We start from the raw sequence: 15259 nt of genomic DNA on the forward strand, positions 1-15259 counted from the left end.
CGGCCCTAGGCCCGCGCTTTCTCCAGGATGCGCAGCACCGAATCGGACACGAACCCGGTCCATTCCTCGTGCGCCTTCGCGTCCAGGGGCTCGCCCAGGAAGCGCGACAGCGTGTAGCGGTTCGAGATGAAGAAATAGCCGGAGGCCAGGATCATCAAGTAGACGTGCCGGGCCTTCACCCCCCGCCGGAACAGGCCCGTGCGCTGGCCTTCGGCCACGATGGTCTGGATACGGGACAGGATGGGGGACACGGCGCCGCCGGGCTGCGCCGGCCGGTTCCTGGCCAGGTGCCGGCCCTTGTGCATGTTCTCGTCGTTCAGCAGCACGATCAATTCGGGATGCGACGCGTAGTAGTCGAACACGAAGCGGATGGTCTTGACCACGGCCTTCCGGGGATCGTCCAGGTCGACGTCCACCGCGGCCTCGGCCTGCCCCATGCGGCTGTACATCTCTTCCAGCGCGGCGTTGTACAGGCCCTGCTTGTTGCCGAAGTAGTAGTAGATCATCCGGTCGACGGTCTTGGCCTCCTTCGACACTTTTTCGATGCTGCCGGCATCGTAGCCATGCCGCGAGAACACCTTGACCGCCGCCTTGAGGATCGCGGCCTTGGTCTTCTGGTTCGACGGATCCAGCCTGGGCCGCCCCCGGGCAGGCCGCTCGGCTGCGGGATCCTCTGGGAACGTCTTCTCGCTCACGGTGCGCTGGCTCCTTTCGGCTAGGCTGCGTATTGTGTCATACCGCCCCAGGCGCCAAAGCGCGAGCCGCTACGCCGCGTAGCGCGCCAGGAACATGTCCACCGCGCCCTCGAGCACCTGCTTCTGCCGGGCCTTGCCCAGCGGCGGCTGGCCCATGGCGATCTGCGGCCAAAAGGCAAAGCCCTTGACCAGGCACTCGAGCTGCATGGCCGCGAAGGCGGGATCCTTGACCTGCAGCCGGCCATCCTTCGCCGCGTCCCGCACCCACACGGCAATGCCCGCTTCACGTTCACCCAGTTGGTCCACGATCTTGCGCGCCAGGTCCGGCGCATGCACCCCGGTGGCCACCGCCACGCGCGCCAGGTCGGCGAAATACGGGTCGTGCATCAGGCGCATCTTGCGCTCGACCAGCTCGATCAGTTGCTGGCGCAGCGGCAGGTCGGCGCAATAGCGCACGTCCAGGGCGCCGCTGCCCTGTTCGAGCAGCGCCTGCAGGATGCTGGTGAACAGCACCTCTTTGCTGGCGAAATGGTTGTAGACCGTGCGCTTGGAGACCTCGGCCCGCGCGGCGATGCGGTCCATGCTGGTCGCTTCGTAGCCGGACGCGCGGAATTCGGCCACCGCGGCGTGCAGGATGGCGGCGCGCTTGCGATCGGTCAGGCGGGTCGGAGCAGCAGTTGTTTCCATCCGCGAATTTTACACCGCAGAGTTTACTTTTCGCATTCGTAAAAGTAGACTGCACGGTGTAGTTTCCACATCAGCCCTATTCGCCGGAGCCCACGCCATGGGTGCATGCCTGCCGTCCTTTCTCCGCACCGAACGCCCGCCCGCCGGCTACCCGGATTCCCCGCAGTCGGCCGAGGGGCGCTTTCGCAATCCGAAGCCGCGTCCCGCCATGGGTCTTGCCGGCTTCATGGGCCTGCTGTGGGACGTGCTGTTCAACAAGCCCTCCACCACCGTGCCGTCGGCCGCCCTGCCCGTGCAGGCGCTGACCCGCGCGGACCTGCTTGCCGCGCCGGACCGCAGCCTGTTCCGCCTGGGTCACTCCACCGTCCTGCTGAAGCTGCGCGGCGGATTCTGGATCACCGATCCGGTATTCGCCCAGCGCGCATCGCCCTTCCAATGGATGGGTCCCAAGCGTTTCCATGCCCCGCCCATCGCGCTGGACGATCTGCCGCCGCTGGCGGGCGTGATCCTGTCGCACGACCATTACGACCACCTCGACCACGATGCCGTGCGCCGGCTTGCCGACAAGGCCGACGTCTTCCTCACCCCGCTGGGCGTGGGCGACCGGCTGGTCGCCTGGGGCGTGCCCGCCGGCAAGGTGCGCCAGCTGGACTGGTGGCAGGAAACCGAGGCGGGCGGCCTGCGCCTGGCCTTGACGCCCTCGCAGCACTTCTCGGGACGCGGGCTGTTCGACGGCGACCGGACCTTGTGGGCCTCATGGGTCCTGATCGATCCCGCGTCGCAGAGCCGGCCGGAGTTCCGCCTGTACTTCAGCGGCGATACCGGCTACTTCGGCGGATTCAAGGAGATCGGCCAGCGCTACGGCCCGTTCGACGTCACCCTGGTCGAGAACGGCGCCTACAACGACCGCTGGCGATTCGTGCACATGGTGCCGGAAGAAACCGTGCAGGCGCACCTGGACCTGCGCGGCCGCTGGCTGCTGCCCATCCACAACGGCACGTTCGACCTGGCCATGCATGCCTGGCACGAACCGCTGGACCGTGTGGCGCGGATCGCGGCGCAACGCGCGGTCCCGCTGCTGACCCCGGCCATCGGCGCCCGCGTCGACCTGACCGCGCCTGCGGCCACCACGGCATGGTGGCAGGCGGCGGCGGATCATCCACACCCTATTTTGTAAATTGTAGACAATTTATAGTCTGGTCTATACAATAATTCGCACAACGGAGACCCTTGCCGGGGCGACCGCGCCACGCGCCCGCACCCCGGCTACCAGACGAAAAGGTGTGCATTGACTCAGCCGGATTCCCTATCGACGCCCGCCGCGGCGCCTGTCCGCGGCCCGCTGGACGGCGTTCGAGTACTGGATCTCAGTGCCTACATCGCCGGCCCGTATGGATGCGCCTTGCTGGCGGATCAGGGAGCGGAGGTCATCAAGGTCGAGCCGCCTCAGGGAGACAACTTCCGCAACTACCCCTCGACACTGGCCGCTGAAGGGCGGGCCTTTCTCGGCGTGAACCGCGGCAAGCGCGGCATCGTGCTCGACCTGAAAACGCCGCAGGGCAAGGACGCCTTGCTGCGCCTGGTCGACCAGGCCGACGTACTGGTGCACAACTTCCGGCCGTCCGTTCCGGCACGCCTGGGCATCGACTACGAGGCCCTGCGGCAGCGCAATCCCCGGTTGGTGTACTGCGCGCTGACGGGCTATGGCGACAGCGGCCCGATGAAGGACAGCGCGGGCTACGACCAGGTGCTGCAGACCATGACGGGCATCTGCACCTTCCAGGGCGCGCCGGGCGACGCGGAGATCGTCTACGGCTCGGTCGTCGATTATTACGCCGCCGCCTTGCTGTCGGGCAGCGTGGCCTCGGCGCTCTACCAGCGCGAGCGCACGGGCCACGGCCAGTACGTGGGCGTATCCCTGCTGGGCAGCGCGTTGGCCATGCAATCGGCGCGCTTCGTATGGGCCGAGAGCGAGTCCCGCGACGTCTGGCGCGACATGCGCTCGGGGGGCATCACCGGCCTGCATCCCACGCGCGAGGGCAGCATCTACCTGTCGGCCAATACCCCGCATTTCTGGGAAGCGCTGTGCGAACTGGTCGGCCTGCCGGACATGGGCCGGGATCCGCGCTACGACTCCGTGCGCAAGCGCGCCGAACACGCCGGCGTGATCGTGCCCCGGCTGCGCCAGGCGCTGCAGGCGCACGGCGCCACCGAATGGGCGGATATCTTCGGCGTGCGCGTGCCGTGCGCGCCGGCGCGCCCGATCGAGGACATGTTCGATCACCCGCAGGTGCTGTCGCAGGATCTGGTTCACGCCTACGAGCATCCCAAGGTGGGCACGTACCGCGGCCTGGCCAGGCCGGTGCGGTTCGGCGATGCGGCCGTCGCCGCGCCATGCGCCGCGCCCACGCTGGGCCAGCACACCGAGCAGGTGCTGCGCGAAAGCGGCCTGTCCGATGACGAGCTGGATGCGCTGCGCGCCGCGGTCGCATCGCCCTGACCGCGCGCCGCCGATCGATCCGAACACGAACACGAACACGAACATCAAGGGGAATGGCATGGCGGCACTCTGGGAGTCTTACCTGTCGGAGCAGGATCTGGCGGTGCTCAAGCGTGGCGGCTTCGGCAGGCGCATGGGCTTCGGGGCCCGCGCGGCCGTGGTCGTCATCGACGCGCAGAAGTACATGGTGGGCGAGCCGGGGCGCGATGCCGACTGGCCCTCGAGCTGCGGCGACGTAGGCCGTGAATCCGCGGCGGCCATCGCCCGCGTGGTGCGGGCGGCGCAGCAGGCCGGCGTGCCCTGCTTCTTCACCCGCTTCGAACTGGAGCGAGACGGCAGCGACATCGGTGGCTATCGCCGCAAGCGCGGCCTGCTGGAAAGCGAGCACTGGTGCCTGGCCGGCACCGTGGGCGCCGAACTGCTGGACTCGCTGGCGCCCGCCGCCGGCGACGTGGTGTTCGTCAAGAAAAAACCCAGCGGCTTCCATGGCACGCCGCTGCTGGGCTATCTGGTGGATCGGAGCGTGGACACCGTCATCGTGATGGGCGGCGCCACGAGCAACTGCATCCGCGCCACGGTGTTCGACAGCGCCTCCTACAACTTCCGCACCATCGTTCCGCAGGAATGCGTGTTCGACCGGATCCCCATCTCGCACGCGATCAGCCTGTTCGACATGAACCGCCAGTTCGCCGACGTGGTCCCGATGCAGCAAGTGCTGGACTACCTGGAGCTGCCCGAATCGCAGCGCCAGGACTGGGGCGCCGAGGCCGCATCGCCGTAATCCAGGAGCGCGTGCGCGGCACGATTCCTCCCCGAGGCCAAGGGGAAGCAACTTGCCTGATACCAATGAGATGTCCGCCGCCCGGCCGTTTACGCGCCATGCCGACCTGCCCCGGCCCGACCACATCGGGCTGGCGCTGACCTGGGGCGCACGGGGCGCGGGGGGCCAGCCGGGCACGTTGAACAACATCACGCGCGGCGGGGTGGGCGCGCCGGACAACGCCATGGCGATGCGCTGAGGCCGCGGCCGCGGCTGGAGCTTCAATTCACGGCTTCATGCCGCGGCATCACGCTGTGCCCGCCCTTCCTGATAACGAGCCGCGGCGTACGCGTCGATGATGCTGGGCATGTTCTCCAGCACGTGGGCGCGCTTGAGGTCCGCGGCTTCCTGGAAACGTCCCGCGGCCAAGGCGTCGACGATGCGCTTCATGTACTGTGGAGACCGGCTTTCATCCAGCCGGCGCGACAGCAGGTTGTAGCGCAGCGGCTCGGCGACCTCATTCAAGCGCGCAAGCACCTCGCACAGCGGCCGGTTGCCGGTGCCCAGGGCAATGGCATCGTAGAAATGCCGGATCTCCGACAGGTAGGCCCGCGGGTCTTTCGCCGTGCGTGCCGCGGCCAGCCGCTTTCGACAGGCCGTCAGCTCGGCGATCAGGGGCGCCAGATCGCCGGCATCGGCCAACTGGTTGATGGCATAAGCCTCCAGTTCGGCCCGCAGCAGGTACTGGTCGCGAATCTCCTTGTCGTCGTAGAGCGTGACGCGAAAACCACGACGCTGGGTGTGCGTGACCAGGCCTGCCAGTTCCAGCAAGCGCAAGGCCTCGCGTATGGGGCCGCGGCTGGTGCCGAAACGCCTTTCGAGGTCCTGCTCCCGCAACGGCTGGCCGGGCCGATAGGTACCGTCGACGATCAGCGCGCCGATCCGTTCCCGAAGGAAATACGGGATGGTCTTCGGGGTGCTTTCGTCCATGTGGCGGGTGCTCCTTTTTTGCTCGCGATCGCAGACCAGGGGGAAGATACCCGATAGTCCGCCTCGAGGAAAACAGGCCCTCCCGAGTGCGCCTCCGTATGCTCACTTCTGCCGGATGCCCGCGCGTTCGGCCGTCTCGGTCCAACGGGCCAGGTCGCGCGAGAGCGCCTGTTGCAGCTCATCCGCGGAAGACGGCGCAGCCTGGGCGCCGGAACTCTTCAGGAAGGCGGCGAAATCGGGCTGCGCGGCGACCTGCGCGACCGCGCCGTTGACGCGCGAGACGATGTCGGCGGGCAGTTTCGCGGGCCCGAACACGCCCCACCATACGTCCACCACGTAATCCAGTCCCGACTCCTTGGCGGTAGGCACGTCGGGATACTCGGCGTCCCGCCGGTTCGTGGTGAAGGCCACCTTGGGAAGCTTGTCGACCGCGGTGCCGCGGATGGCCGCCACGGTGGTGATGACCAGGTCCAGCCGGCCCGCCAGCACGTCCAGTTGGGCAAGCGAGATGCCGTTGTAGCCGACGGCCTGCATCTTGATGCCCGCCGTGCTGCTGAACAGTTCCGTGGCCAGCTGCGTACTGTCGCCCAGGCCCGCGCTGCCGTAGTTGATCTTGCCGGGGTTGGCCCGGGCATAGTCGATCAGTTGCGGCAGGGTCTTCGCGGGAAAGCCTTCGCGCGTCACGATCACGAATGGCGCCGAGGCGACGCGCGAGATGGCGGTGAACGCCTTCAGGGGATCGTACGGCGTCTTCTGCACCGAGGCGCTGGTGGCCAGCGACCCCGACACGAACAGCAAGGTATAGCCGTCGGCCACCGAGTTGGCCACGGCGTTCGATCCGATCACGCCCCCTGCCCCGCCGCGATTCTCGACCACCACCGTCTGGCCCAGGATGGGCGTCATCCGTTCCGCCAGCTTGCGCGCGATGACGTCGTTGCTGCCGCCCGGCGCGAAGGGCACGACCATGCGTATCGGGCGCGAGGGCCAGGAATCGGCGGCCTGCGCGGGCGCGCCGGCCATGGCGGCCAGCAGCGCCGGCAGGATCAGCATGGACTTCAGCGTACGGGAAAGCATGAGGACTTTGCTCCAGGGCATCGAGGGTTCCGCCGGAGTCCCCGGCGCCGCGGATCAGTCTATGCTTCGTCCTTGTTAATTGTCTACAATTTACAAAACGGGGATTTCCCTTACACCCACCCAAGGAGAGCGTTCATGCGCAGCAAACTGTTCGTCCCGGCTTCCCGGCCAGAGCTCTATGCGAAGGCATTGGCCAGCGCCGCCGACGCCATCTCGCTGGATCTGGAGGATGCCGTCGAGGAAAGCCGCAAGGGCGAAGCGCGCGCGCTCTTGTCCTCGTGGCTGCAATCCGACGCGGCCCTGCAGGCCGGCAAGGCCCTGATCGTGCGCTGCAACGCGGCAGACACGCCCCACTTCCGCGACGACGTGCAGGCCGCGGCCTGGCCTGCCCTGCGGCAGCTGAACCTGCCCATGGTGGAAGATCCGCAGTCGGTGGTGGAGGCGGCCGCGTTGCTCGAGCGCATCGAACGTGAGCGCGGCATCGCACAGCCCATCGGCATCCTCGCCAACATCGAATCGCCGGCCGGCCTGCGCCGGGCGGCGGACATCGCACGCGCGCATCCGCGCATCGCCGGGCTGCAGATCGGCTTCGGCGACCTGCTGTCGCCGCTGGGCATACGCCAGGGCCATCCGGCCATGGTCCAACACGTGCGCATGCAGGTCCGGCTGGCCGCCGGCGAGGCAGGGATCGACGCCTACGACGGCGCCTACGTGGACATCAAGAATCCCGACGGCTACCGCGCCGATGCGCAGGCCGCCCGCGACCTGGGCTTCTCCGGGAAAAGCTGCATCCACCCCACGCAGGTGGCGTTGGCCAACGAGGTGTTCCTGCCCGACGAGGCCGAGGTGGCGCACGCGTTGCGGGTGGTCGAAGCCGCCCGGGAGCAGTTGAGCAAGGGCACGGGCGCCTTCGTCGTGGACGGCCGGCTGGTGGACGGGCCGTTCATCATCAGCGCGCAGCGACTGGTGGAGACGGCCCGCCGGGCGGGGATGATCGCGTAGACCGGCCGGCCGGAAGCCGCCCATATCGGTCACGTCCCGGCCGGTGCGAGCTGTCCGGTTGCATCGCTCAGCACCCGGGTATTCTCCCCGGTGACGACCGGGCATGCGCTCCGCATGCCGGCTAGCCTTGCCTGGTCCCGTAGGCCGCCAGTGCCTCCACGCCCTCGCGCGACCGTCCCGGACTCGTGCCCGTCGCCTGGCGAAAAGCGGCGATGAAAGCCGAAGTCGTGCTGAAGCCCAGCTTGCTGGCGGTCACCTGGACGGGATCTCCCGATTTCAGATGCGAAAGCGCGGTCAGCAGCCGCAGCCGCTGCCGCCACTCACCGAACGACAGGCCGACCGCCAGTTTGAACCGGCGCGACAGCGTACGCTCGGTCATATGCATGGCGTCGGCCCACTGCGCGATCGAACGGCGGTCGCCGGGCTCGGCCTGCAAGGCCGCGAGCAGCTGGCCGACCACCGGATCCTCCGTAAAGGGCAGATAGCTGTCGGTACGAGGCGCCAGCCTGATCTGGTCGACCAGCACCGTGCTCAAGCGCATGTCTTCCGGCGCCGAAGGAACGGTGACGCCGCGGTTCGCGAAGTCCGCCACGATGGCCTTCACGAGGTTGCTGAGCGCGATCGTGCAGGTCTGGTCGGGAAGGCCTGCGCAAAGGTCGACCCGTATGAACACCTTGGCATATCGCGCCGCGTGCAGCATCGTCGACGAATGCGTGAGCCCCGCGGGAATCCATATGCCGTAAGCCGGCGGCGAAAGCAGCCGATTCCCTTCGATGACGAATTCCGCGACGCCGCTGACGGCGTACAGGAGCTTTCCCCAATCCGCCTTCTGCTCAGGAAATACAGCGCCCAGAGGGTAGGTCTCTATCCGGCAGGAGATGGGGTCTGGCGGCGGACCCGAAGGGACGATGTGCGAGCGCTTCGTGGTCATGAGGAAAGTCCGCCTGGGTGCATGGGTGGGTCGGCAGTGGAGTCGGCCGTATCGGCGGCAACGTCGAATCCATTGCCTGACCGGTCTTCGACACCAATTGTCCTTAAATGGCTATCTAACCTTCAACGGCCAATCTATCACAACAGCCCGGTTTTTCCTGATTCTTGTGCGCTGGACGGCCTGCCTCTCTCCGTGGAACCTGCCTCGAGAAGCCCCGGCCCATCCGCGCTGCCGCCTTGATTCACGTATCGGCTGACCGACTTCCACGACTGAATGTCTGAAAATCGTTATTTACTTGTATCAGGCCAAATCCCTATAGTGGCTGCCATGAGCTTCGATGCTCTTCCTGGCATGCCGGCAGCGCTCACCGCAGGCCGCCTTGCCAGCCGACCGCAGTTCATGCCGACCTTTAAAGAACACAGGATACTTATGGCTTACGCAACGAAAATGCTGATCGACGGATCGCTGGTGGACGGGGACCGGTCCCTGGACGTGAAGAACCCCGCGACCGGCGACGTATTCGCCACCGTCGCTTGCGGCTCCGAGGCCCAGGCCCAGAACGCCCTGCGCGCAGCGAAAGCCGCCCAGCCGGATTGGGAAGCGCTGGGCTGGGAGAAGAGGAAGGAAATGGTGCTCGCCATCGCCGACGCCATCGAGGCGCGGCAGGACGAGTTCGCCGAGGTGATGGTTCGCGAGCAGGGCAAGCCGCTGGGCGAAGCCCAGGGCGAGGTCGAATTCTCCGTCGCCTACATGCGATTCTTCGCGAACTACGAGCTCACCCCCGATGTGCTGCGCGACACGCCCGAGTTGAAGATCGCCGTCAGCCGGAAGGCGATCGGCGTGGTGCTGGGAATTACGCCCTGGAATTTCCCGCTGCTGATCCCCTGCTACAAGATTGCCCCCGCGCTGGTCACCGGCAACACGCTCGTGCTCAAGCCCGCCGCCACCACGCCCTTGTGCGCCCTCATGATCGCCGAGATCGCCGCCCCCATCCTTCCCGCGGGCGTTCTCAACATCGTCACCGACCAGAACGATCTCGGTTCGATGTTGACCAGCAGCCCGCTGGTGGACAAGGTGTCGTTCACGGGGTCGACCGCGACCGGCCTCAAGGTCGTCCAGAGCAGCCCGGCTCGGCTGAAGCGGATGACGCTGGAGCTCGGCGACAACGGCGCCGCGATCGTGCTGGGCGACGTGGACGTGAAAAAGGCGGCGGCCGGCGTCTACAACGGCGCCTTCTACAACGCCGGCCAGGCATGCCTGGCCATCAAGCGTGCCTACGTGGAGGAATCGATCTATGACGCGTTCTGCGAAGCCGTGGCCGAACTCGCCAGGGCCGCGGCCCTCGGCGACGGCATGAAGGCCGGGACGCAGATAGGCCCGGTCCAGAACGACATGCAATTCGCCAAGGCACGGCATTATCTCAATGTGGCGCATGCCGATGGCAAGGTCATCGCGGGTGGCTCCGTGGGCGACGGCCCCGGCCTGTTCGTCCAGCCGACCGTCGTCCGGGACATCGAGGACGGCAGCGAGCTGGTCGACCAGGAACAGTTCTCGCCGATCCTGCCGATCATCCGGGTCCGCGATGCCGAAGAAGCGCTGCAACGCACTAACCAGTCGGACTATGGACTCTCCGGGTCGGTGTGGTCGGCGAACGCCGAGCGCGCCCGGGCACTGGCCGCGCGGGTCCAGGCAGGCACCGTCTGGATCAACCAGCACCTGAACTTTGCGCCCGACGTCCCGACGTCCGGCGCGAAACAGTCCGGCATCGGCGTCGAATGGGGCCACTACGGCCTGCATGAGTACACGCAGATCAGCGTCGTGAACGAAGCCGTGGCCGCCTGACGCCAGGCATTCCCTCTTGTCCGATGGGCCCGCGGATCTTCGTGTCTGCCGGGCCCTGGACGCTTGCCGGAAGTCCGGTATGGAACGTCGATGAATTACGCATTCCCCCTGATCGCCACACTGCTGTGGAGCGTCAACACAGTGATCGTGAAACTGTCGGCGGGCGTGATCTCGCCTGCCGAGATCGCCTTTCTCCGCTGGGTGCTCGCGGCGTTGCTGTTGCTGCCGCTGTCGGCGCGCGCGCTGGGCGCTCACCGCCATTTCCTGGCGCGATACGGGTGGCGCTACGTGCTGCTGGGCATCGTGGGCGGCGCCGTCTATCAATCGTTGGCATATTCCGCCGCGCAGTACACGTCCGCGATCAACCTGGGCATGATCCAGGCCCTGGTGCCATTGATCACGATCGCGATCACCAGCGTCCTGCTGCGGGCAGCGCCGGGCCTAGGCACCATGGTGGGGGCCACCCTGTCGCTGGTCGGCGTACTGGTCGTGATTTCCCATGGTCAACTCGAACGGATGATCGGCGATGGGGTGAATCGCGGCGACGCGATGATGCTGGCCGGCGTCGTCTCGATGGCGGTCTACAACGTGCTGTTGAAGCGTTGGCAGAGCGAGCTTCCGGCGATCGCCTCGATGTTCGTGCAGGCAGTCGCGGCCGGCGCCGTGCTGCTGCCGTTCTACGCCGTCGCCGACAGGCAGCCGCTCACGGTCGCCGGTGCGGGGATGGTCCTGTACGCGGGCACGGCGGCGTCGATCTGCGCACCGCTGGCGTGGATGGCTGGCCTGGCCCGGCTGGGGCCCGCGCGCGTCTCGATCTTCTTCAACCTGATTCCCATCGGTACCGCCGCGCTCGCGACGATATTCCTGGGTGAACAGCCGACTGCCTCCCTCATGGTAGGCGGCGCAATGGCCGTGGCGGGCGTGATTGCCGTAGAACTGGCCCAGAAGGCGAAAGCGCGGTCCGCATCGCCCGCAGGCGCTGACGGCCGCGCTACGCCCGACTGACCCCTCCGCGCGGGAAATGCCAACGCCGGCCCGCCGACGGTAGGGCGCGGCGATGGCCTGGTTCCGGTCATGCCGGCGCGGATGCCCCCCCGGTTTCATCGCTCAGCGCCCGGAAATCCTCATCCGACAGCACGATGTCCGCGGCGGCGACGTTCTGCTCGAGGTGCTCGGCTTTCGAGGTTCCCGGAATGGGCAGCATGTTCGGGCTGCGCTTCAGCAGCCACGCGAGCGCGATCTGGCCAGGCGTGGCGCGGTAGCGCTGAACGAGCTTGTCTAGCAACGACCCCGGCCTGGCCAGATCGCCCGCGGCAAGAGGGAACCACGGGATGAACCCGATGCCGTGCGCCGTGCAATGGTCCAGGACCTCCTCGCTCGCCCGGTCGATGAGGTTGTAGCGATTCTGGACGGTCGCCACCTTGAAGAACCCGGAGGCGTGCTCGATCTCGGCGACGGAAACCTCGCTCAGCCCGACGTGACGGATGAGGCCTTGCTGAACCAGCGCCTGGATGGTGCCGAACTGATCCGCCGCGGGCACCTGCGGGTCGATGCGATGCAACTGCCACAGGTCGATCCGTTCCACGCCCAGGTTGCGCAGGCTCTTGTGCACCTGTTGGATTAGGTACTCCGGCCGGCCCACGGGGTGCCAGCTGTCAGGTCCATGGCGCGTCAGCCCGCCCTTGGTCGCGATGACCAGCCCCTTGGGGTAAGGATGCAGCGCTTCCTTGATCAGCCATTCCGATACGTCGGGGCCATACGAGTCCGCCGTGTCGATCAGGTTGATGTTCAACGCCGGTATGGCCTTCAGCGTACGGATGGCCTCGGCATGGTTGGCAGGCGGTCCCCAGATGCCCGGACCGACGATGCGCATGGCCCCGAAACCGAGACGGTTGACCTCGAGGCCGTCGCCGATATTGAACGTGCCCGCATTCGCGGCATTCGACGTGGATGTGTTCATGCTTTTCCTTTATGGGTGTATCGAGATGGGGCCTCTCGGCCAGTCGTCAAAGTGACTCGATCCACGACACCAGCGCTGCATTGACGTCGTCTCTTCTATCCTGCGCGATCCAGTGGCCGGTCCTGTCCCACACTTCGACCTTGGACTTGGGGTGTGAAAACCACGGCGCCATGCGGCGCGCCTGGGCCCGGTCCCGGCACAGGTGGTAGATAGGGACAGCGAGGCGTCGGCAGAAGTCGGCGCTCTGCTCGCCGAAGCCCACCTGGTCCACGCCGAAGAACAGCGGGGGGAAGGCTTCGCGCACGACGTGGGCCGGCGTTCCCTGCGCCCGTCGGGCATGCCAGCGCTTCAGCGCGGGGTCCGTCGAAGGATCATAGAGGGCCTGCAATACCGGCGGAACGACGACGGCCGGATCGCCCGCATTCATGTCGTCGACCAGCTTCCTGAAGAACGCGCCGGAGTCGCCTGCCCAGCCCAGCGCGCCGTCGATGGATACCACCGCGGACACCAGGTCGGGACGTTTGGCCGACAGGCGGGCGGCGATCTGTCCACCCATGGAATGGCCGATCGCCACGAACGTCTCGCCCTTGAAACGGCCGTCGAGCAGGTTCTCGATGTCCGCCAGGAAGTGGGCCGGGCTGTACTGCCCGGATGGCGCGACCTCGGATCGCCCATGTCCGCGCAGGTCCAGCGCGACGACCCGGTACTTCTCTTCCAACACCGGAAGCTGTCCGCTCCAATCGTGGGAGTCGCACGCCCAACCGTGGATCAACAGCAGATTCTTGCCTCGCCCCACGTCGGTATAGAAGAGCTGGGCGACGTCCGTCGGCTTCGGCGACCATTCCGCCGACGCCTGCTTGCCCGCGGTTGCCGCAACCGCCGCCGCTGCGGCCGCCTTCAGGACGTTGCGGCGTGATAATCGAAATCTCGTGGTAGCCATGTCTTGCGATTCTCGTTGGAGTCTGCCATGCACGAAGCCCCCACGCGCAGTGACGCGCGCGGAGGCTTCCGGGTAAGCGGCAGGCTTATGCGGCGAATCCGCCGTCGATGTTGAGGCTGGCGCCGGTTACGAAACCCGCTTCCGGGCTCGCGAGATAGGCGACCATGCCCGCGATCTCCGCGGGCTGTGCATGGCGTTGCAAGGCCATCACGCCGTGCAGGGCCTTGGCGAAGTCGCTGCCCTGCGGATTCATGTCGGTATGGGTCGGGCCCGGCTGCACGTTGTTCACCGTGATTCCCTTCGGGCCGAGATCCCGGGCCATGCCCTGGACCAGCCCCTTGAGGGCGGACTTGCTCATTGCGTAGGCGGCGGCGCCCGGGAACGGGACGCGGTCGGCGTTCGTGCTGCCGATGTTGATGATGCGGCCGCCCTCGCCCATGTGGCGCAACGCGGCCTTGGCGGCGACGAAGACCGATCGGACGTTCACGGCCACCGTCAGGTCGAAGTCCTCCAGCGACATCTCCTGGACGGAGCCTGGCCGGAATATGCCCGCATTATTGACCAGGATGTCGATCCTTCCGAACTCGCCCGCCGCGCCGTCGATGGCGGCGGTCAGCGCAGCCGTGTCCGCGGCGTCGGCCTTGTAGGCCTGGGCCCGGCCGCCCTCGGCGCGGATCGATTGAGCCAGCGCTTCGGCGGCCTCGGCCGACTGCTGGTACGTGAAGGCGACCGCCGCGCCTTCGCTGGCGAGGCGGCGCACGATTCCGGCGCCGATGCCGCGGGCGCCGCCTGTGACGAAAGCCACCTTGCCGTTCAGGTTCTTGCTCATGATGGTGCTCTGCTTCTGATACTGAGTGGTCGGAGTATCGATTCGTACCACTTCTACCGGTAGTAGCGGAAAAGGAGAAACTTCTTCAACCAGGGGTATAAGGTGTAAGCTGCTCGACGCCATGGAAGCGCTCAATCTCCTCGAATCCTTCGTGCAGGCGGCCGATACCGGCAGCTTCTCGGCTGCCGCGCGCCGGCTGGGCCTCACGCCGGCGGCCGTCAGCAAGAACGTCGCGCGGCTCGAATCCCACCTCGGGTTGCGGCTGTTCCAGCGCAGCACCCGGCGGCTCATGCTTACACAGGGCGGCGAGCAATTCTTACGGCAGGTGTCCGATCCGTATGCCACGCTGCGGGATGCGTTCGCGGGGGCCGCGCAGGAGGCGGACAACCCGACAGGCATGCTCAAGGTCAGCATGGGCGTCGCGTTCGGCCGCGAACATCTGCTGCCGCTGCTCAACGACTTCCTCGCCCGGTATCCCGCGATCGTGCCGGACTGGCACTTCGACAACCGGGCCGTCGACCTGATCCGCGACGGCTTCGACGCCGCGGTCGGTGGCGGTATCGAGCTGACCGAAGGCGTGGTCGCGCGCGAGCTCGCGCGCGTGCACGTGGTGGTGACCGCGTCGCCTGCCTACATGCGCGGCCGGCCCACGCCGCGCCACCCGTCCGACCTCGCGGAACTCGATGGCATCACGCGGCGATCGGCATCGACGGGGCGCGTGCGCGCCTGGACGCTGCGCAGTGCGGACGGAGATGAAGCGCAGGCCGTACATCGCACGCGCGCGATCTTCGACGATCCCGAGGCGATGGCCCATGCGGCCATCCAGGGGCTCGGCATCGCGCTGCTGCCCATGTCGCATGCGGCGCCGGGGCTGGCATCCGGGGCACTGCTGCGCCTGCTGCCGGGATGGTACGCGGATATCGGGCCGCTCTCGCTCTACTACCCCAACAAGACGTTGCTGCCCGCGCGCACACGGGTGTTCATCGAATTCGTGATCGATGCGTTCCGCACGCGCGGCCTGGCGCAGCGCTTCGATGGCCGCTGAAGGT

At 67.0% G+C, this 15259-nt stretch carries 16 protein-coding genes; 8 read left to right on the forward strand and 8 right to left on the reverse strand.

What is annotated here, in order from left to right; genetic code table 11:
- Positions 1-5: 5 nt before the first annotated feature.
- Both FS845_RS17495 and FS845_RS17500 read right to left on the reverse strand, forming a co-directional pair.
- Positions 6-695 carry a TetR/AcrR family transcriptional regulator gene (locus tag FS845_RS17495; RefSeq protein ID WP_260986328.1) on the reverse strand — a complete coding sequence of 230 codons (690 nt, stop codon included), beginning with the start codon at positions 693-695 and terminating at the stop codon, positions 6-8.
- A 69-nt stretch (positions 696-764) separates the two neighbouring features.
- Positions 765-1382, reverse strand: a complete 618-nt coding sequence (locus FS845_RS17500) for a TetR/AcrR family transcriptional regulator (protein WP_144637635.1) — start codon at positions 1380-1382, stop codon at positions 765-767.
- Positions 1383-1479: 97 nt separating this feature from the next.
- Here FS845_RS17500 and FS845_RS17505 point away from each other — a divergent pair, with 97 nt between their 5' ends.
- From FS845_RS17505 to FS845_RS17520, 4 genes are all read left to right on the forward strand, one after another.
- Entirely contained in the window at positions 1480-2559 is a 1080-nt protein-coding gene (locus FS845_RS17505; RefSeq protein WP_144637637.1) for an MBL fold metallo-hydrolase, read from the forward strand.
- A gap of 111 nt (positions 2560-2670) precedes the next feature.
- On the forward strand, positions 2671-3882 hold the full coding sequence (locus FS845_RS17510) for a CaiB/BaiF CoA transferase family protein (RefSeq protein ID WP_144637639.1): 1212 nt from the start codon (positions 2671-2673) through the stop codon (positions 3880-3882).
- A 58-nt stretch (positions 3883-3940) separates the two neighbouring features.
- Positions 3941-4663 (forward strand): isochorismatase family protein, encoded by a 723-nt coding sequence (locus tag FS845_RS17515; RefSeq protein ID WP_144637642.1) that lies wholly within the window; start codon positions 3941-3943, stop codon positions 4661-4663.
- Between the two features lie 52 nt (positions 4664-4715).
- Positions 4716-4901 (forward strand): hypothetical protein, encoded by a 186-nt coding sequence (locus FS845_RS17520; protein WP_144637644.1) that lies wholly within the window; start codon positions 4716-4718, stop codon positions 4899-4901.
- Positions 4902-4936: 35 nt separating this feature from the next.
- Here the strand turns inward: FS845_RS17520 and FS845_RS17525 are convergent, their stop codons facing one another.
- Together FS845_RS17525 and FS845_RS17530 are read right to left on the reverse strand one after the other, a co-directional pair.
- Positions 4937-5632 carry a GntR family transcriptional regulator gene (locus tag FS845_RS17525; protein WP_144637646.1) on the reverse strand — a complete coding sequence of 232 codons (696 nt, stop codon included), beginning with the start codon at positions 5630-5632 and terminating at the stop codon, positions 4937-4939.
- A 102-nt stretch (positions 5633-5734) separates the two neighbouring features.
- Entirely contained in the window at positions 5735-6706 is a 972-nt protein-coding gene (locus tag FS845_RS17530) for a Bug family tripartite tricarboxylate transporter substrate binding protein (protein ID WP_144637648.1), read from the reverse strand.
- Positions 6707-6841: 135 nt separating this feature from the next.
- On the opposite strand from FS845_RS17530, the gene FS845_RS17535 reads away from it, so the two are divergent.
- A complete protein-coding gene (locus FS845_RS17535; protein ID WP_144637651.1) occupies positions 6842-7708 on the forward strand; it encodes an HpcH/HpaI aldolase/citrate lyase family protein in 867 nt (288 codons plus the stop codon).
- A gap of 121 nt (positions 7709-7829) precedes the next feature.
- On the opposite strand, the gene FS845_RS17540 is transcribed toward FS845_RS17535, so the two are convergent.
- Entirely contained in the window at positions 7830-8639 is an 810-nt protein-coding gene (locus FS845_RS17540; protein WP_144637654.1) for an AraC family transcriptional regulator, read from the reverse strand.
- A gap of 327 nt (positions 8640-8966) precedes the next feature.
- On the opposite strand from FS845_RS17540, the gene FS845_RS17545 reads away from it, so the two are divergent.
- Together FS845_RS17545 and FS845_RS17550 are read left to right on the forward strand one after the other, a co-directional pair.
- A complete protein-coding gene (locus tag FS845_RS17545) occupies positions 8967-10481 on the forward strand; it encodes an aldehyde dehydrogenase family protein (protein WP_260986329.1) in 1515 nt (504 codons plus the stop codon).
- Positions 10482-10571: 90 nt separating this feature from the next.
- Positions 10572-11486, forward strand: coding sequence for a DMT family transporter (locus FS845_RS17550; protein ID WP_144637656.1), 915 nt, complete (start codon positions 10572-10574; stop codon positions 11484-11486).
- 67 nt (positions 11487-11553) lie between these two features.
- Here FS845_RS17550 and FS845_RS17555 read toward each other — a convergent pair whose 3' ends face one another.
- From FS845_RS17555 to FS845_RS17565, 3 genes are all read right to left on the reverse strand, one after another.
- Positions 11554-12441: an aldo/keto reductase gene (locus FS845_RS17555; RefSeq protein ID WP_144637659.1), complete on the reverse strand. Its 888-nt coding sequence runs from the start codon at positions 12439-12441 to the stop codon at positions 11554-11556.
- Positions 12442-12487: 46 nt separating this feature from the next.
- Positions 12488-13381 carry an alpha/beta fold hydrolase gene (locus tag FS845_RS17560; protein ID WP_144637661.1) on the reverse strand — a complete coding sequence of 298 codons (894 nt, stop codon included), beginning with the start codon at positions 13379-13381 and terminating at the stop codon, positions 12488-12490.
- Positions 13382-13466: 85 nt separating this feature from the next.
- A complete protein-coding gene (locus tag FS845_RS17565; protein ID WP_144638041.1) occupies positions 13467-14210 on the reverse strand; it encodes an SDR family oxidoreductase in 744 nt (247 codons plus the stop codon).
- Positions 14211-14331: 121 nt separating this feature from the next.
- Between FS845_RS17565 and FS845_RS17570 the strand changes: the two genes are divergently transcribed.
- Positions 14332-15255: a LysR family transcriptional regulator gene (locus FS845_RS17570; RefSeq protein WP_144637663.1), complete on the forward strand. Its 924-nt coding sequence runs from the start codon at positions 14332-14334 to the stop codon at positions 15253-15255.
- Positions 15256-15259: the final 4 nt, after the last annotated feature.

It is taken from the genome of Bordetella genomosp. 13 (genome assembly GCF_007679965.1).
In the GTDB taxonomy this organism is placed as follows: domain Bacteria; phylum Pseudomonadota; class Gammaproteobacteria; order Burkholderiales; family Burkholderiaceae_B; genus Bordetella.